The 17760-nt window shown below is 69.5% G+C and carries 18 protein-coding genes; 10 read left to right on the plus strand and 8 right to left on the minus strand.

The features are described from left to right. The first annotated feature begins 129 nt into the window (after positions 1-129). Positions 130-1533, plus strand: coding sequence for an NCS2 family permease (locus tag M2157_RS36635; RefSeq protein ID WP_280867356.1), 1404 nt, complete (start codon positions 130-132; stop codon positions 1531-1533). Positions 1534-1546: 13 nt separating this feature from the next. Here M2157_RS36635 and M2157_RS36640 read toward each other — a convergent pair whose 3' ends face one another. The 3 genes from M2157_RS36640 to M2157_RS36650 form a co-directional block, all read right to left on the minus strand. Continuing rightward, entirely contained in the window at positions 1547-2998 is a 1452-nt protein-coding gene (locus M2157_RS36640) for a penicillin-binding transpeptidase domain-containing protein (RefSeq protein WP_280856780.1), read from the minus strand. 103 nt (positions 2999-3101) lie between these two features. Next, positions 3102-3572, minus strand: a complete 471-nt coding sequence (locus tag M2157_RS36645; protein ID WP_280867357.1) for a GNAT family N-acetyltransferase — start codon at positions 3570-3572, stop codon at positions 3102-3104. 3 nt (positions 3573-3575) lie between these two features. Further along, positions 3576-4349 (minus strand): IclR family transcriptional regulator, encoded by a 774-nt coding sequence (locus M2157_RS36650; RefSeq protein WP_007381154.1) that lies wholly within the window; start codon positions 4347-4349, stop codon positions 3576-3578. A 183-nt stretch (positions 4350-4532) separates the two neighbouring features. Here M2157_RS36650 and M2157_RS36655 point away from each other — a divergent pair, with 183 nt between their 5' ends. From M2157_RS36655 to M2157_RS36680, 6 genes are all read left to right on the plus strand, one after another. After that, positions 4533-5999, plus strand: a complete 1467-nt coding sequence (locus M2157_RS36655) for an aldehyde dehydrogenase (NADP(+)) (RefSeq protein WP_280868329.1) — start codon at positions 4533-4535, stop codon at positions 5997-5999. 45 nt (positions 6000-6044) lie between these two features. Then, a complete protein-coding gene (locus tag M2157_RS36660; protein ID WP_280867358.1) occupies positions 6045-6653 on the plus strand; it encodes a DUF1349 domain-containing protein in 609 nt (202 codons plus the stop codon). Positions 6654-6882: 229 nt separating this feature from the next. After that, positions 6883-7608 carry a DsbA family oxidoreductase gene (locus M2157_RS36665; protein ID WP_266525085.1) on the plus strand — a complete coding sequence of 242 codons (726 nt, stop codon included), beginning with the start codon at positions 6883-6885 and terminating at the stop codon, positions 7606-7608. Between the two features lie 98 nt (positions 7609-7706). Continuing rightward, positions 7707-8759, plus strand: a complete 1053-nt coding sequence (locus M2157_RS36670; RefSeq protein WP_280856777.1) for an aminotransferase class V-fold PLP-dependent enzyme — start codon at positions 7707-7709, stop codon at positions 8757-8759. Between the two features lie 58 nt (positions 8760-8817). After that, complete coding sequence (locus tag M2157_RS36675; protein WP_280856776.1) at positions 8818-9426, plus strand: sigma-70 family RNA polymerase sigma factor; 609 nt, start codon at positions 8818-8820, stop codon at positions 9424-9426. Between the two features lie 34 nt (positions 9427-9460). After that, the gene (locus tag M2157_RS36680) at positions 9461-10459 is read left to right on the plus strand and encodes a maleylpyruvate isomerase family mycothiol-dependent enzyme (protein WP_280867359.1); all 999 of its coding nucleotides are present in this window, start codon (positions 9461-9463) and stop codon (positions 10457-10459) included. Positions 10460-10496: 37 nt separating this feature from the next. On the opposite strand, the gene thpD is transcribed toward M2157_RS36680, so the two are convergent. The 5 genes from thpD to M2157_RS36705 all read right to left on the minus strand — a co-directional run bounded on the left by thpD (position 10497) and on the right by M2157_RS36705 (position 15114). Next, complete coding sequence (gene thpD, locus M2157_RS36685) at positions 10497-11390, minus strand: ectoine hydroxylase (protein WP_280856774.1); 894 nt, start codon at positions 11388-11390, stop codon at positions 10497-10499. Positions 11391-11398: 8 nt separating this feature from the next. Next, positions 11399-11809: an ectoine synthase gene (locus M2157_RS36690; protein ID WP_057618254.1), complete on the minus strand. Its 411-nt coding sequence runs from the start codon at positions 11807-11809 to the stop codon at positions 11399-11401. Positions 11810-11853: 44 nt separating this feature from the next. Continuing rightward, positions 11854-13125, minus strand: coding sequence for a diaminobutyrate--2-oxoglutarate transaminase (ectB, locus tag M2157_RS36695; RefSeq protein ID WP_280856773.1), 1272 nt, complete (start codon positions 13123-13125; stop codon positions 11854-11856). A gap of 29 nt (positions 13126-13154) precedes the next feature. Beyond that, positions 13155-13673 (minus strand): diaminobutyrate acetyltransferase, encoded by a 519-nt coding sequence (gene ectA / locus M2157_RS36700; protein WP_280867360.1) that lies wholly within the window; start codon positions 13671-13673, stop codon positions 13155-13157. 340 nt (positions 13674-14013) lie between these two features. Next, the gene (locus tag M2157_RS36705) at positions 14014-15114 is read right to left on the minus strand and encodes an aminotransferase class V-fold PLP-dependent enzyme (protein WP_280858972.1); all 1101 of its coding nucleotides are present in this window, start codon (positions 15112-15114) and stop codon (positions 14014-14016) included. A 174-nt stretch (positions 15115-15288) separates the two neighbouring features. On the opposite strand from M2157_RS36705, the gene M2157_RS36710 reads away from it, so the two are divergent. From M2157_RS36710 to M2157_RS36720, 3 genes are read left to right on the plus strand one after another with little or no spacing between them, the layout of a single operon-like run. After that, positions 15289-16140: a transporter substrate-binding domain-containing protein gene (locus M2157_RS36710; RefSeq protein ID WP_280856771.1), complete on the plus strand. Its 852-nt coding sequence runs from the start codon at positions 15289-15291 to the stop codon at positions 16138-16140. Further along, positions 16137-16970: an amino acid ABC transporter permease gene (locus M2157_RS36715; protein ID WP_280856770.1), complete on the plus strand. Its 834-nt coding sequence runs from the start codon at positions 16137-16139 to the stop codon at positions 16968-16970. The genes M2157_RS36710 and M2157_RS36715 overlap by 4 nt, the downstream gene beginning before the upstream one ends. Then, a complete protein-coding gene (locus tag M2157_RS36720) occupies positions 16967-17749 on the plus strand; it encodes an amino acid ABC transporter ATP-binding protein (protein ID WP_280856769.1) in 783 nt (260 codons plus the stop codon). The genes M2157_RS36715 and M2157_RS36720 overlap by 4 nt, the downstream gene beginning before the upstream one ends. Positions 17750-17760: the final 11 nt, after the last annotated feature.

Below are 17760 nucleotides of genomic sequence, written 5' to 3' on the forward strand. Positions count from 1 at the left end.
CCTTCGAACGATGCATGACGGGGCGGCCCCCGAATCCGTAACACGGGGAAAACCTGAGGCGCGTTCAACGCAGGAACAATCCAGCCAGCATCCGCACACCGATCATTCAGGCACCAGGGAGCATCGACCATGTCCGTCGACCGGTACTTCAGGATCTCCGAGAGGGGATCCACCTTCGCCCGTGAGATACGCGGCGGCTTCGCCACGTTCTTCACGATGGCCTACATCCTTGTCCTGAATCCCATCATCCTCGGCAGCGCGAAGGACAAGTTCGGACACCAGCTGGATGCGGTGCAGTTGACCACCGCGACGGCTCTGGTGGCCGCGGTCATGACGATCATCATGGGTGTGGGCGGCAACCTGCCGCTCGCGCTCGCCGCCGGGCTCGGGCTGAACGCGGTCGTCGCCTTCCAGATCGCCCCGCTGATGAGCTGGGACGACGCGATGGGCCTTGTCGTCCTGGAAGGTCTGCTCATCTGTGTGCTGGTGGTCACCGGACTGCGGGAGGCCGTCATGCACGCCATTCCGCAACCGCTCAAGCAGGCGATCAGCGTCGGGATCGGGCTGTTCATCGCGTTCATCGGCTTCGTGGACGCCGGGTTCGTGAGCCGTATCCCCGACGCCGCCAACACCACCGTGCCGGTTCAGCTCGGAGGCACCGGCGCCCTGACCGGCTGGCCGATCCTCGTCTTCTGTCTCGGGGTGCTGCTGACGATCGGGCTGCTCGCGCGCAAGGTCAAGGGCGCGATCCTGATCAGCATCGTGACCATGACGGTCCTCGCCATGATCATCAACTCCGTCGCCGACATCAAGGCCTGGGGGCTGACGACACCCTCGTGGCCCGACAAGGTCGTCGACACTCCCGACTTCGGGCTGATCGGTCACTTCAGCCTGTTCGGTTCCTTCAGCGCGCCCGGCGTGGGGATCGTCACGGTCGTCCTGCTGATCTTCACGCTGATCCTGTCCGACTTCTTCGACACGATGGGCACGGTCGTCGGGATCACCGCCGAGGCGGGGCTGCTGGACGAGGAGGGCAAGGTGCCCAACCTCGGCCGGGTCCTGCTGATCGACGGAGCGGCGGCGGTGGCCGGTGGTGCGGCCTCCGCGTCCTCCGCCACGTCGTACATCGAGTCGGCGGCGGGCGTCGGTGAGGGCTCGCGCACCGGGTTCTCGAACCTGGTCACCGGTGGGCTGTTCGGCCTGGCGCTGTTCCTGACCCCGCTGCTGACCATCGTCCCGCTCCAGGCCGCCGCTCCCGCCCTGGTCGCCGTGGGCTTCCTGATGATGACGCAGGTCAAGCACATCGACTGGGACAGGTACGACATCGCGATCCCGGCGTTCCTGACGATCGCCGTGATGCCGTTCACCTACTCGATCACGAACGGAATCGGAGCCGGCTTCCTGGCGTACGTCGTGATCAAGGTGGTGCTGGGGAAGGCCAAGGAGATCCATTGGCTGCTGTGGGCGGCCTCGGCGCTGTTCCTCGTGTACTTCGCGATCGACCCGATCGAGCAGATCCTCGGCGCCAAGTAGTCACCGGGACGCCTCAGTTCCTTAGGGCCGCCTCCATCATGGCCTTGGCCACGGGGGCGGCCAGCCCGTTGCCGCTCACCTCCGAGCGGGCCGCGTTCGACTGCTCCACGACCACCGCCACGGCGACCTCCTTCCCGTCGGCCTTTCCGTAGGACGTGAACCAGGCGTAAGGCGTCTGGCTGTTGTTCTCGCCGTGCTGGGCCGTGCCCGTCTTGCCGCCCACGGTGACGCCGTCGATCAGGGCGTTCGTGCCGGTGCCCTTCTCCACCACCGTCTGCATCGCCGACTGGAGTTGTTCCGCCGTGCCGGAGCTGACGACCTGTTCGGTGCTCGCCTCGTCGTCGTAGTTCTTCAGGACGTCGCCGCCGTTGTCGGTGATCGTCGACACCATGTGGGGCGTCACCAACTTGCCGCCGTTGGCTATGGCCGCGGAGACCATGGCCATCTGGAGCGGGGTGGCGGTGACGTCGTACTGGCCGATACCGGTCAGCGCCGTCGAGGACTTGTCCATGCCGGACGGGTAGACGCTCTCGTAGGCCCGCACCGGGACATCCTGTGCGGCGTCGTTGAAGCCGAACTTCTCGGCCATCGCCCTCACCTTGTCCTGGCCGAGGTCGACGGCCATCTTCGCGAAGACGTTGTTGCAGGAGTACTGCAGCGCGGTGCGGATCGTGGCGTTCTCGCAGGGCGCGGAGGTGTTCTCGTTGGCGAGTTCCGTGGTCGTGCCAGGAAGGGTGTACGGGTCCGGGCTCTGGGTCTTCTCGTCCACCGAGGAGTAGAGGCCGTCCTCCAGCGCGGCCGAGGCCACGACCAGCTTGAACGTCGAGCCGGGCGGCAGCGGCTGGCGCAGCGCGCGGTTGGTGAGCGGCTTGTCGGAGTCCGCGTTGAGCTGCTTCCAGGCACTGCCCGCGGTGTTGGCGTCCGTCAGCGAGGACGGGTCGTACGACGGCGTCGACACGACCGCCAGGATCTTGCCGGTCGCCGGGTCGATCGCGACGGCGGCGCCCTTCTTGTCGCCGAGCGCGTCGTACGCCGCCTTCTGCACGGCGGGGTCGATCGTCGTGATCACATCACCGGGCTCGGCCCGCTGATTGGTGATGGTGTCCATGACGGTCTTCAGCCGGCTGTCGGTGCCGTTGAGGAGGTCGGCGTAGATGCCCTCGAGCTGGGTCGGGGCGTAGGCCTGCGAGGCGTAGCCCGTCACCGCCGCGTACAGCTTGCCGTTCGTGTACGTCCGTTTGTACGCGAGGTCGCTGTCCGTCACCTTCTCGGAACCCGTGACCGCTTTTCCGGCCACGATGATGTTCCCGAGCGGCGAGGAGTACGTCTCGATCGCGTTCCGCCGGTTGTCATTGTCGTCGGCGAGTGCCTGGCCCTCGTAGAACTGCACCCAGGTCGCTCGGATCAGCAGAGCGAACACCAGGAGCAGCGCGAAGACCGATGCGCGCCTGATCGTCTTGTTCATCCCACCGAGAAGACGATCAGGCGGAAGCGGATCGTTCCCTTGCGTCCGCTTTTCTCATCGGACGTTCATCTGAGGCTTCTTGCGCGGCTTTTCTACGGCGGTCTCACTTGTCCAGCATGAGCACGGTCTCGTCGATCTCCGCCCCGCGCGCGTGGGCGTACCCCGACGCCTGAGCGGTCACCCGGAATCCGCACTTCTCCAGGACGCGCAGGGAGCCGGTGTTGTCGGTGGCCGCGCGGGCGTACAGGGGGCGCTCGGGCACCTGCCGGACCAGTTCCCGCAGCGCCTCCGTGGCGATGCCGCGCCCCCAGTAGGCCCGGTCGACCCAGTAGGTCACCTCGCGCTCGCCCGGCTCGCCGTACACCGACGCGCTGCCCACCACGTCACCGTCCACCAGGATCGTGCGGTGCACGGCGTCCGAGGCCCGGATGCGTTTCCAGTGGGCGTCGAACGCGTCCCGGTCGGCCGGGTCCTTCGGGGTGAACGCGGCCATCCGCAGGGACTCGGGATCGTTCATCTGCCGGAAGAAGACCGGCAGATCGCTGTCATGAACCTCTCGAAGCGCGATCTGCATGCCTCAGAGCCTACGGGTGGCCAGTGTCAGCCGGTCCCGCGCGTCGAACAGCGCGTCCTTCACCATCTGCTCGTGGGCCGGGGTCAGCCGCGCCACCGGCACCGAGCAGCTGATCGCGTCACGCGCGGGCGTGCGGTACGGGATCGCGACGCCGAAGCAGCGCAGCCCCAGCGTGTTCTCCTCGCGGTCCACGGAGAAGCCCTGCTCCCGGATCTGGTGCAGCTCCTCGATGAGCTTCTCGCGGTCGGTGATCGTGTGCTCGGTGAGCGCGGGCAGGGTCTCCGGCAGCATCTTGCGGACCTGCTCGTCGGAGTACGTGCTCAGCAGTGCCTTGCCGAGGGAGGTGGAGTGCGCCGGGAGCCGGCGGCCCACTCTCGTGAAGGGCCGCAGATAGTGCTGCGACTGCCGGGTGGCGAGGTAGACGACGTTCGTGCCGTCCAGACGCGCGAGGTGGATGGTCTCGGTGGTGTCGTCGGAGAGCCGGTCCAGCGTCGGCCGGGCCGCCGCGACCACCTCGTCGCCGTCGATGTAGGAGGTGCCGACGAGCAGCGCCCGCACCCCGATGCCGTACCGCGTGCCCGTCGCGTCGGTCTCCACCCAGCCCAGCTCGACAAGCGTGCGCAGCAGCATGTAGAGACTTGACTTGGGGTATCCGACGGCCTCCTGGACCGCCGCGAGGGAGTGCATGCCGGGACGTCCGGCGAAGTATTCGAGCAGTTCAACCGTCCGTACCGCGGACTTGACCTGTGACCCGCCGCCCGTCTCGCCAGCCGACATCGCCCTTGACCCCTTCGTTCGACGGGAAATAGTCTCCAACAGCATATTCACCATCAGAGACAGCGTTCAGCATATCGAACGGTCCTGGTGGCTGACCCAGATACACGTGGAGGGACCGCGGTGGCAGCAGGACCAGTCTGGAGTGTCGACCCCCGAACCGGGAAGCAGCGCGAGCAGGTTGCGGTGGAGGCCACAGCCCAGGAGGTGGACGCCGCCGTCCGCGCCGCGCACGACGCGCGCGCGTCCCTCGCCGACCGCGCCGTCCGCGCGGCCTTCCTGCGCACCGCCGCCGACCGGCTCCAGGACTCCAAGGACCACCTCGTCGAAGCCGCCGACGCCGAGACCGCGCTCGGCCCGGTCCGGCTGACCGGCGAGCTCGCCCGCACCAGCTACCAGCTGCGGGCCTTCGCCGACATCGTCGACGAGGGCGAGTTCCTCGGCGTGGTGATCAACCACCCCGACGACACAGCCACCCCGCCGATCCCGGACCTGCGCCGCTACAAGGTCCCTCTCGGCGTCGTCGCCGTCTACTCGGCCTCCAACTTCCCCTTCGCCTTCTCGGTCGCCGGCGGCGACACCGCGAGCGCGCTCGCGGCCGGCAACCCCGTCGTCGTCAAGGCCCACCCCGACCACCCGGCCCTGTCCGAGCTGGTCGCGTCCGTGCTGCGCCGGGCCGCCGCCGAGCACGGCATCCCCGCGGGCGTGGTCGGTCTCGTCCACGGCTTCGAGGCCGGCATCGAGCTGATCAAGCACCCGCTGGTCGCGGCGGCGGGCTTCACCGGTTCCGTGAAGGGCGGCCGTGCCCTGTTCGACGCGGCGGCCGCGCGGCCGGTGCCGATCCCGTTCCACGGCGAGCTGGGCTCCCTGAACCCCGTCGTGATCACCGAGGAGGCGGCGGCCGAGCGCGCGGAGGCGATCGGCGCCGGGCTCGCGGGTTCCATGACCCTCGGTGTCGGCCAGTTCTGCGTGAAGCCGGGTCTGGTCCTGGTGCCGTCCGGCGCGGCGGGCGACGGCCTGCTGAAGTCCCTGACCGACGCCGTCAGCGACACCGACGCGGGTGTCCTGCTCGACCACCGCATGCGGGACAACTTCGTCGCCGGGGTCGCCGAGCGCGTGGAGCTTCCCGAGGTCGAGTCGCCGGTGACGCCCGGAGCGGGCGGTGAGCACACGGTGAGCGCGGGCTTCCTCACGGTGGCGGCGGAGAAGCTGACCAGCGAGGGGGCGTACGACCTGCTCCTGGAGGAGTGCTTCGGCCCGGTCACCGTGGTGGCCCGCTACGAGGACGACGACGAGGCGCGGGCCGTGCTGTCCCGGCTCCCGGGCAACCTCACCGCGACGGTTCACCTGTCGGCGCAGGAGGCCGCGGGCGAGGGGCGTGGCGCCGAGATCCTGGCGGAGCTGACGCCGCTGGCCGGCCGGGTCCTGGTGAACGGCTGGCCGACGGGCGTGGCCGTGGCCCCGGCCCAGCAGCACGGCGGCCCGTACCCGGCGACGACGTCCACGTCGACATCGGTGGGCGGTACGGCGATCGAGCGCTGGCTGCGGCCGGTGGCGTACCAGAACGCCCCGGAGGCCCTGCTCCCGCCGGAACTGAGGGACGACAACCCCCTGGGCCTGCCCCGCCGCTTCAACAACCAACTGGAGCGCTAGACACCCGAGGGCCGTGCGCGGAGAGGGAGCTGGAAAACTCTGAGGATGGACGTCGAACTTCCCGAGCTCCCTTTCCGTCTCCGCACCTATGGCCCCGACGGGCACTGGGCCCATGAGGACGGCATCCTCTCCGGGTGGGCCGGTCCCCGGCAGGACCGGTTCGTGCCGCCCACCGGGGAGTCCCTGGACCCCGCCGCCGACGCGCCGCGTCTGCTCGGTGCCCCCGAGGGGGACTTCCAGCTGATAGCCCGCGTCACCGTGGGCTTCAACGGATCGTTCGACGCGGGCGTGCTCTACGTCCATGTCGGCGAGCGGGCCTGGGCCAAACTCTGCCTGGAGAACTCCCCGGACGTGCCCACCGTCTGCACGGTCGTCACCCGGGGGCACTCCGACGACTGCAACTCCTTCACCGTGGACGGCAGTTCGGTGTGGCTGCGGGTCAGCCGCACCGGCCGCGCCTTCGCCTTCCACGCCTCCCGCGACGGCAAGCGCTGGACCTTCGTCCGCCTCTTCACCCTGGGCGACGAGAAGGAGACCGGCGCCGCCCTGATCGGCTTCATGGCGCAGTCGCCGATGGGGGAGGGGTGTGTGGTGACGTACGACCACCTCGAGTTCAGGCCCGAGTGGCCGGCCGACCTGCGCGACGGAACCTGAGCGCTGCGCTGGGCCTGAGCCAAGCGCCATCCGGGGTGCCGGGTTCGCTTGCCGGGCGGTTGCGGGTGGGAGGGGGCTGGTCGCGCCCACGCGGCGGAGCCGCACATCGATATGGCCCCGCGCCCCTGAGCAGGTGCAGGCACCCGGGGAATGAGACCCGCTGCTTGAATGTTCACCCACTGAGCGGAGGGAGTCTCCGCAGCCGTCCGACCTGGAGAGAGCCGTAGACATGCGCGTCGAGATCTGGAGCGACATCGCCTGCCCCTGGTGCTACGTGGGCAAGGCCCGCTTCGAGAAGGCGCTGGAGGCCTTCCCGCACCGTGACGGGGTCGAGGTCGTCCACCGGTCGTTCGAGCTGGATCCGGGGCGGGACAAGAGCGACGTGCAGCCCGTCCTCGCGATGCTCAGCAAGAAGTACGGCATGAGCGAGGCCCAGGCCCAGGCCGGCGAGGAGAACCTCGGCGCCCAGGCCGCCGCCGAAGGGCTCGCCTACCGGACCCGGGACCGCGACCACGGCAACACCTTCGACCTGCACCGCCTCCTCCACCTCGCCAAGGAACAGGGCAGGCAGGACGAGCTCGTCCAGATCTTCTACCGGGCCAACTTCGCCGAGGAGAGGTCCCTGTTCACCGAGGGCGACGAGCGCCTCGTGGAGCTCGCCGTGGAGGCCGGCCTGGACGCCGACGAGGTCCGCAAGGTCCTCGCCGACCCCACCGCCTACGCCGACGACGTCCGCGCCGACGAGCGCGAGGCCGCCGAGCTCGGCGCCAATGGAGTCCCCTTCTTCGTCCTGGACCGCACGTACGGCGTCTCCGGAGCCCAGCCCGCCGAGGTCTTCACCCAGGCCCTCACCCAGGCCTGGGGCAACCGCTCCCCGCTGAAGCTGATCGACCAGGGCGACACCTCCGCCGAGGCCTGCGGGCCCGACGGGTGCGCCGTACCCCAGCAGGGCTGACAAACACGCAGGTCGGCGCGGACGTATAAGCGTTCCTTGGCGAAACCACGTAGAAAATCGCAATGGACCGAGAGGTCTTCCGGCCCCACAGTGGAGCCATGGAGACCTTCGAGAGCCTCGTCCGCGCCGAGTTCGCCCCGAAGAACACCTTCCTCAACACCGCGAGCAGCGGCCTGCTCCCCGCACGCACCGTGACCGCCCTCCAGGAGGCCGCGCTGATCCGTGCCGAGGGCAGGCCGCTGGACCCGCTGTTCCAGGACGTGGAGATGTCCCGCGCCGCGTTCGCCAGGCTCGCCGGCGTCCCGGTCACCCGGATCGCGGCGGGAGCGTCCGTGTCCACCCACTCGGGCCTGGTCGCCGCCTCCCTGCCGCCGGGCGCCGAAGTCCTCACCGCCGAGGACGACTTCACCTCGGTCGTGAACCCCTTCCACACCCGCGGCGACCTGAAGGTGCGCATCGTGCCGCTGGAGCGGCTCGCCGACTCCGTCCGCCCCGGCACCGCCCTCGTCGCGGTCAGCGCCGCCCAGTCCGCCGACGGCCGGATCGCCGACCTGCCCGCCCTGCGGGAAGCGGCCAGGGACCACGGAGCCCGGACCTACGTCGACTTCTCGCAGGCCGCCGGCTGGCTCCCGGTGGACGCGCGGTCGTACGACTACACCGTCTCCACCACCTTCAAGTGGCTGCTCGGCCCGCACGGCGCGGCCTTCCTCGCCGTGCCGGAGGACTTCGGCGACCTGAAGCCGGTGCTCGCCGGCTGGGTCGCGGGGGAGATCCCGTGGGACAGCTGCTACGGCCCCGTCGCCGAACTGGCCCACTCCGCCAGGCGGTTCGACGTCAGCCCGGCCCTGTTCACCTACACGGGCACCCGCCACTCCCTCGAACTCCTGGAGGAGCTCGGCGTGGACGCCGTGCGCGCCCACGACCTCGCCCTCGCGGACCGCTTCCGTACGGGACTCGCCGACCTCGGCCACGCACCGCTGCCGGCCCCCGGCTCGCCGATCGTGTCCGTGCCCGGACTCGGCCACCGGCAGCGCGAGTTGAGCGCCGCCGGCATCGAGGTCTCCGACCGCGCGGGCAACCTGCGCGCCTCCTTCCACCTCTACAACACCGCCGCCGATGTCGACCGGCTCCTGGACGCCCTGTCTGCCTGAACCGCTGGCGCGGCGCCGCCCGGGACGCTAGGAAGGGGCATCAAGGGGTGGTGGTGCCGTGGAGTCCACGGACGGGACGACGTCCGTACAGCAACCCGCAGACGCGGAGCTGCACCGGCGGCTGGTGTACGGCGACGAGTCCGCGCTGGCCGAGGCGTACGGGGCGTACGGCGGGCTGGTCCGGGCGGTCGCGATGCGCGTGACCCGCAGCGGGGCCGCGGCCGAGGACGTGGCGCAGGAGGTCTTCGCGCAGCTGTGGAGCAGGCCGTACGCCTTCGACGCGCGCCGGGGCAGCCTGCGGACCTGGCTGTCGGTGCTGGCCCACCGGCGGGCCGTGGACTGGGTGCGCAGCGAGGCCCGGCACCGCAAGGACGCCCGCGCCGACGACTTGGCGCTGCACGGCATCCCGGACGCCTCTCCCGGCCCCGCCGAGGCGGTCGTCGACCGGGAGCGGTCCCTCCTGCTGCACACCGCCCTCGCCGAACTCCCGCAGCCGCAGAGGGAAGTGGTGCACCTCGCCTACTTCGCGGGCCGCACCTACCGGCAGGCCGCCGTCGAGCTCGGCATCCCCGAGGGCACCGCGAAGACCCGGCTGCGCACCGCACTGCGCGCCCTCGCGGAGACTTTGGCCGACCCGCCCGACCCGGCGTGGGAAGAGGGCGCATGATGGCGGCAGGGGAACACAGGGAAGGGGGCGAGCGGTGACCGATCACGACGACGTACGCGATCTGCTGGCCGCCTGGGCCTTCGGCGCCCTGGAACCGGCCGAGGAGCGGCTGGTCCCACCGCACCTGGCCGCGTGCGAGAGCTGTGCGGCGGAGGCGGAACGGCTGCGCGCGACCGTACGGCTGCTGGACGGCCCGCCGCTCGACGAGCCGCCGCCCGCCCTCGACACTCTTCTCGCCGGAGCCCTCCGCGCCCGCCCCGCGCCGCCCCGCGTGGCCCGGCACGCCGCCCCCTACGCGGCCGCCGTCGCCGGTCTCGAGGCGCTGCTGCCCGAGCTGGCGGGGCGCTGGTCGACGCCGGTCGTGCACGACTGGGACGTGCACGCCACGGTCGCCCATCTGCTGGCCGCCGACGAACATCTGGCCCTGCGGCTCGGGATCGACGCCCGGGTGCCGGGCGCGCGGATCGACGAGGACGCGGACTGGGCGGACGCCTGGGAGAGGCGTACCGCCGAGGTGATCGCCCATGAGCACGGCCGTACGCCCGAGGAGACCGTCGCCGACTGGTCCGCGCAGGCGGCCGCGCTCCTCGGCACCCCGCATGCCCGCGACCCCGAACTCGCCGCCGGGACAACCCTGTTGATGGGCCTCAGGCTGCCCGTCACCGAGCACTTCCTGGCGCGGGCCTTCGAGGCGTGGATCCACACCGACGACATCGGCCGCGCCCTGGGCCTGGCCGTGCCGCCGCCGCCCGAGGCGCACCTGGGGCAGCTGGTCGGGCTGGCCGTCCGCGTTCTCGGCACCGTCCTGGGAGCCGGGGCGCCGCCGGTGCTGTTCGCGGTCAGGGGCGGCGAGGAGTGGGTCCTGGGTTCGCAGAGCGATCCCGTGGCCGCCGAACTCACCCTGGATCCCGTGGACTTCTGCCTGCTCGTCGGCGGGCGGCACGCGCCGGACACGGTTCCCCGGGACACCACGGGCGACGCGGCCGCCGTACGGAACGTACTGGAGCGGGCCGCGTCGCTGTCGTGGCTGTGAGGGTCACCCCCGGGGGTCACCGCGGGGTCACCGCGGGTCACTTCACCGGCGTGAAGTCCCTCGCGCCAATGAACTCCGGCCGCCGGATGGGCGCCGCGAACGGCTCCACGGCCTGGTTCTCCACGCTGTTGAACACGATGAACACGTTGCTGCGCGGGAACGGCGTGATGTTGTCGCCGGAGCCGTGCATGCAGTTGCAGTCGAACCAGGTCGCCGAACCGGCCTTGCCCGTGAACAGCTTGATGCCGTACTCCGAGGCCATCGCCGTCAGCGCCTCGTCCGACGGCGTGCCCGCGTCCTGCATCTGCAGCGACTGCTTGTAGTTGTCCTTCGGGGTGGCCCCCGCGCACCCGAGGAAGGTGCGGTGGGACCCCGGCATGATCATGAGGCCGCCGTTGGTGTCGTAGTTCTCGGTCAGCGCGATCGAGACGGACACCGTCCGCATGTTCGGCAGGCCGTCCTCGGCGTGCCAGGTCTCGAAGTCGGAGTGCCAGTAGAAGCCGCTGGCCCCGAAACCGGGCTTGACGTTGATCCGCGACTGGTGGACGTAGACGTCCGAGCCGAGAATCTGCCGGGCCCGGCCCACGACCCGCTCGTCGCGCACCAGCTTCGCGAACACCTCGCTGATCTTGTGCACCTCGAAGACCGAGCGGATCTCCTTGGACTTCGGCTCGATGATCGAGCGTTCGTCCGCGCGGATGTCCGGGTCGGTGACGAGCCGCTCCAACTCACGCTGGTAGACGGGGACTTCGTCGGGCCCGATGATCTGGTCGACGGCGAGGAAGCCGTCGCGCTCGAACGCCTCCAGGTCGCCCGTGGCGATCGGTCCCGGCGCGCCGGGGGCGGACCAGACGACCGGGTCCTTGCGGGGCGTCGACACCTCGGTGGCGCCGCGGCTGGGATAGAGGTCGGTGACGGTGGTGGTGGTCATGGGTGCGGTCACACCTCCTCGGATTCGGGTTCGGTGAGCAGCGGGTAGACGCCGTTCTCGTCGTGGTCCTCCCGGCCGGTCACGGGCGGGTTGAACACACAGATGCAGCGGAAGTCCTCCTTGATCCGCAGCGTGTGCCGCTCGTGACCGTCCAGCAGGTACATGGTCCCGGGCGTGATCGAGTGCGTCTGCCCGCTCTCGTGGTCGGTCAGCTCGGCCTCGCCCTCGACGCAGACGACGGCCTCGATGTGGTTCGCATACCACATCGACGTCTCCGTACCCGCGTACAGGATCGTCTCGTGCAGCGAGAAGCCGACCCGCTCCTTGGCGAGCACGATGCGTTTGCTCTCCCAGGTGCCGGACGCGGCCCTCACATGCCGGTCGGTGCCTTCGATGTCCTTGAAAGAACGGACGATCACGGTGCTGCGATGCCTCCTACGTAGACAGTTGTTCAGACAGTGATTCAGACGGTCTCGCGTACGGAACGGGCGAGGATGCTGAGTCCCTCGTCCAGTTCCTCGGGGGTGATCGTGAGTGCCGGAAGCAGCTTCACGACCTCGCTCTCGGGGCCCGACGTCTCGATGAGCAGCCCGAGTTCGAAGGCGCGGTGCGCCACTCGCCCGGCGCGCTCCTTGTCGTGGAACTCCATGCCCCACACGAGCCCGCGGCCGCGGTACTCCTTCACGTCGGCCAGGTTCTCCTCGGTGATGGAGATGAGCCCCTGCTCGACCTGCTCGCCGCGCTTGCGGGTCTGCTTCTCCATCGCGGACCCGTCCGCCCAGTACTGCTCCAGGGTGGCGGTGGCCGTGACGAAGGCGGGGTTGTTGCCGCGGAAGGTGCCGTTGTGCTCGCCCGGCTCCCAGATGTCCAGCTCCGGCTTGAACAGGCAGAGCGACATCGGAAGGCCGTAGCCGCTGATGGACTTGGACACGGTGACGATGTCCGGCGTGATGCCCGCCTCCTCGAAGGAGAAGAAGGCACCGGTACGCCCGCAGCCCATCTGGATGTCGTCGACGATGAGCAGCATGTCCTGCCGCTCGCACAGCGCGGCGAGCGCCTGCAGCCACTCCCGCCGGGCGACGTTGATGCCGCCCTCGCCCTGCACGGTCTCGACGATCACGGCGGCCGGCTTGTTCAGGCCCGAGCCCTGGTCCTCCAGGAGCCGCTCGAACCACAGGAAGTCCTCGACGGTGCCGTCGAAGTAGTTGTCGAACGGCATCGGCGTGCCGTGCACCAGCGGGATACCGGCGCCGGCCCGCTTGAAGGCGTTGCCGGTGACGGCCAGGGAGCCCAGCGACATCCCGTGGAAGGCGTTGGTGAAGGACACGATGGCCTCGCGGCCCTTGACCTTCCGGGCGAGCTTGAGCGCCGACTCCACGGCGTTGGTCCCCGTCGGCCCCGGGAACATGACCTTGTACGGCAGGTCGCGCGGCCGCAGCACGAGGTCCTGGAAGGTCTGGAGGAAGGCGCGCTTGGCGGTGGTCGACATGTCGAGCCCGTGCGTGACGCCGTCGCGCTCCAGGTAGTCGATCAACGCCCGTTTCAGCACGGGGTTGTTGTGGCCGTAGTTCAGTGAACCGGCGCCGGCGAAGAAGTCCAGGTACGCGTGGCCGTCCTCGTCGTACATGCGGCTGCCCTGCGCGCGGTCGAAGACGGTGGGCCAGCCGCGGCAGTAGCTGCGCACCTCGGACTCGAGGGTCTCGAAGACGCTGAGGTCGGGCTGGGTGATGGTCACGAAGAATCGCTCCTCGGGTGCGTGGGGGGTCAGGCGGAGGGAGTGGGGGAGAGGGGCCCGATGCGGTAGAGGACCTCGGGGTCGTGCGGCCCGTCGGGGAACAGGCTGGTGTCGAACAGCACCTCGCGCTCCAGGCCGGCGCCACGGCGTTCGGCGAACGCCGTGAACAGCCGCTTGGAGGCGGTGTTGCCCGGCGTGATGGTGGTCTCGACGGTGGTCAGCCCGCGCTCGGCGGCGAGCCGCGCGGTCAGTCCGTCGAGCAGGGCGGCGGCGAGTCCGCGGCCGCGGTACGCCGAGTCCACCGCCACCTGCCAGACGAGCAGGGTGCCGGGTCGGTCCGGGCGGACGTACCCGGTGACGAAGCCGATCGGTTCCCCGCTGTCGTTCCGTGCGACGGCCGACGTGGCGGCGAAGTCGCGGCACCACAGCAGATAGCTGTACGACGAGTTCAGGTCGAGGACCTCGGAGTCACGGGCGATCCGCCACAGTGCGGCTCCGTCCGCGACCGTCGGCCGGTCGATTTGCAGGTCTGCTTGTGCGGCAGTCATGCGAATTGAATTTACCGAGGGAGATTCAAAATTGCATCGTCGGGTGGGGTTACATGCGGGCGCTCCATGTGTTATCACGCGGGCGCGCGCCGACGCGCAAGAAGTGACCGTTATGTACCGTTAAGCCCAGCAAATAAGGGGCAAATGGATCACGATGTGTAACGCGTCACAAGCATGTAACCCCCACGAGATCTACCCGAATTCAACCGCTTCGCGTTCGCAGAATCTTTGCGTTTAGGTCCAGGGAAAGCGGGCAGAAGAATACGGGAAGCTGTTCTCTGATAAACACCGGAATTACTCTGACAATTATGTCCCGGTTAATGAAAATGCCGGCCGCGGGCTACCGCCACGCGTCCTCCGCGGCGCGCAGCGCGCCTTCCACGTCGACCGCGAGTCCCTTCTCCCGCAGCGCCGCGCCCAGTGCCGCCAGGCTCGCCCGCACGGCACCCCGCGTCGCGTCCACCCCGTAGTGGTTGACCCGGATCATCTCCTTGGCCAGCGCGCCCCCGCCCGCGGCCAGCGGCAGCGCGGGGTCGGAGGCCAGCGCCCGGGCGACGAGTTCGGACGCCACCAGGCCGGAGGGGGAGCGCAGCGTCGTGGCGACCGGTGCGGCCTCGCGGTCCTCGTACACATAGGGCTCCAGACCGGCGCCCAGCACCCGCGCCCCCGCCCGGGTCGCCGCGGCGGCGGCCCGGTGCCGGCCCATCACCGCATCCAGTCCGTCCGCCTCGATCCGCTCGACGCACGCCTCCAGCGCCAGCATCTCCAGCTGTGCCGGAGCGTGCAGCAGGGCCTTCCGGCCGCCGTCGATCCAGCGCTCCTTCCAGTCGAGCAGCGAGAGATACGACCGCCGCGGCGCCGCCGGATTCGCGGCCATCCGGGCCCACGCCCGCTCGCTCACCGACACCGCCGACACACCGGCCGGCCCGCCCATCGCCTTCTGTGCCCCGATCACACACAGGTCCACGCCCCACGCGTCCGGCAGCACCGGCTCCGCCCCCACGGAGGCGACCGCGTCCAGATAGAACAGCGCCCCCTGCCGCCGTACGACCTCACCGATCTCCGCGACCGGATTGGTGTTGCCGGTCGCCGCCTCCGCGTGCACCAGCGACACGAAGTCGATCGACGGGTGCTCCTCGAAGGCCGCGGAGATCTGCTCGGCCGTCACCGCCGTGTGGAACGGCACCGCGAGGTCGATCACCGTCGCACCGCAGTCCCTCAGCCAGTTCCCGAAGGTCTGCCCGTACGGACCGGTGATGACGTTCAGCGCGGTCGTATCCGGACCGGCGGTGGAGCGGATCGCCCCCTCCAGCGGCAGCAGCGCCTCGCCCTGCATGATCACGACGTCCTGCTCGGTCCGCAGCAGCCGCGCCACGCGGTCCTCGATCGAGGCGAACTGTGCCGCGCCGAGCGGCGCCAGATCCAGGAAGGGGTGCGTCACGACGGTGCTCTCTTCGCTCACTGGGGTAGACGTGACGAGCGTAACCGTTCCTCCTCCACCCCCGACGACCGGCGACTTCCTAGGCTGAACGGCCTCGCAACCATCGGTTTGGTTTGAGAGACTCAAACTTCTCCTTATAATCGGAACCCACAGTTCCCCCACAGGAGGCCTTCCGTGAACACCCTCTCCGGGCGCCGGACCCGCGTCCTGGCCGCCACCACCGCGACGGCCGGGCTCCTGCTCGTCGCTGCCTGTACCTCCAGTGACGACGGCGGCAGCGGTTCGAAGACCGCCGCGGGCGGGGTCGAACTGGCCAAGGGCGGACAGCTCACCACCTGTACCCACCTGCCGTACCCGCCCTTCCAGTCGGAGATCGACGGCAAGGTCCAGGGCTTCGACGTCTCGCTCATCGACCTGGTCGCCAAGGACCTGGGCGTGAAGCAGAAGGTCCTCGACACCCCCTTCGAGAACTTCAAGACCGGCGCCTTCCTCAACTCGGGCGATTGCGACCTGGCCGCGGCCGGCATGACCATCACCGAGGAGCGCAAGAAGAACGTCGACTTCTCGGACCCCTACTTCGACGCCACCCAGGCACTCCTGGTCGCCAAGGGCAGCGGGATCTCCTCGCTCGCCGACGCCAAGGCGAAGAAGGTCAAGCTCGGCGCCCAGGCGCAGACCACCGGCGAGGACTACGTCAAGAGCCAGGGCTTCGACCCGGTCTCCTTCGAGTCCTCCGACGCCGTCCTCAACGGCCTGCGCTCCGGCCAGGTCAAGGCCGTCGTCATCGACTACCCCGTCGTCCAGGGCTGGCTCAAGGACAAGGCCAACGCCGACGCCTTCCAGGTCGCCGACAACATCAACACCGGTGAGCAGTACGGCTTCACGGTGAAGAAGGGCAACACCAAGCTGCTGGCCGCCGTCAACAAGGCGCTCGCGGACGCCAAGGCCGACGGCACGTACAAGAAGCTCTACGAGAAGTGGATCGGTCCGTACGACGAGTCGGCCGCGTCTCCCTCCGCCTCATGACCGCGACGGACACGCAACTCCAGCCTCGCAAAAAGGGCCTGACCCGACGTCAGAAGCGCAGCCTGTCCCGTGGCGTCCAGTACGTCGTCTTCGTCGGCGTCGTGATCGCCTTCGCGGTCTCGGCGGACTGGGGGCGGCTGAAGAACCAGTTCGCGCAGGCGGACATCGCCGACCAGATGTTCCCCGACGTCATCACCCTGGCGCTGAAGAACACCGTGCTCTACACGCTGTCCGGCTTCGTCGTCGGACTCGTCCTCGGCATGGTCATCGCGCTGATGCGGCTGTCCTCGGTGGGCCCGTACCGCTGGTTCGCCGGCGTCTACATCGAGATCTTCCGCGGTCTGCCCGCGCTGCTGATCTTCATCTTCATCGGCGTGGCCGTACCGCTCGCGTTTCCCGGTACGGAGATCATCGGCGGCACGTACGGCAAGGTCGCCCTCGCGCTCGGTCTGGTCGCGGCGGCGTACATGGCGGAGACGATCCGCGCGGGCATCCAGGCGGTGCCCAAGGGGCAGATGGAGGCGGCCCGTTCGCTGGGCTTCTCACCGGCCCGCGCGATGGCCTCGATCATCATCCCGCAGGCGTTCCGGATCATCCTCCCGCCGCTGACCAACGAGTTGGTGCTCCTGTTCAAGGACTCCTCCCTCGTGCTGTTCCTCGGCGTCACCCTGGAGGAGCGCGAACTGTCCAAGTACGGCCGCGACCTGGCCAGTACGACCGCCAACTCCACGCCGATCCTCGTCGCGGGGCTGTGCTATCTGCTGGTGACGATCCCGCTCGGGTTCGTGGTCCGCCGCATGGAGGCCAAGGCCCAGGAGGCCGTGAAATGACCGTTGAGACGAGCCGGCCGGAGATCGAAGTACGGGGCCTGCACAAGTCGTTCGGCACCAACGAGGTCCTCAAGGGCATCGACCTGGAGATCGGCCAGGGCGAGGTCGTCTGTGTGATCGGGCCCTCCGGCTCGGGCAAGTCGACGCTGCTGCGGTGCGTGAACCTCCTGGAGGAGCCCACGAAGGGCCAGGTCTTCGTCGGCGGCACCGAACTCACCGACCCCGACGTCGACATCGACGCCGTACGCCGCCGTATCGGCATGGTCTTCCAGCAGTTCAACCTGTTCCCCCACCTCACGGTGACCGAGAACCTCACACTGCCGCAGCGCAGGGTCCTGAGGCGGGACAAGGCACAGGCGGCCCAGGTGGCCGCCGAGAACCTGGAGCGCGTGGGCCTGTCGGAGAAGGCCAACGCCTACCCCGCCTCCCTCTCCGGCGGACAGCAGCAGCGGGTCGCGATCGCCCGCTCGCTGTCCATGGGCCCCGAGGTGATGCTCTTCGACGAGCCGACCTCGGCCCTGGACCCGGAGCTGGTGGGCGACGTCCTCGCGGTCATGCGGATGCTCGCCCGGGAGGGCATGACGATGATGGTCGTCACCCACGAGATGACCTTCGCCCGCGAGGTCGCCGACCGGGTCGTCTTCATGGACGACGGAACGATCGTCGAGGACGGCACCCCGGCCCAGGTGATCGGCGCCCCGCGCCACGAACGCACCCGCCACTTCCTCTCCCGGCTCCTCGACCCGGCGATGGCCGACGTGGAGGAGGACGGCGCCTGAAAAGGGACGTA

Source organism: Streptomyces sp. SAI-127, from assembly GCF_029894425.1.
Taxonomy (GTDB): Bacteria; Actinomycetota; Actinomycetes; order Streptomycetales; family Streptomycetaceae; genus Streptomyces.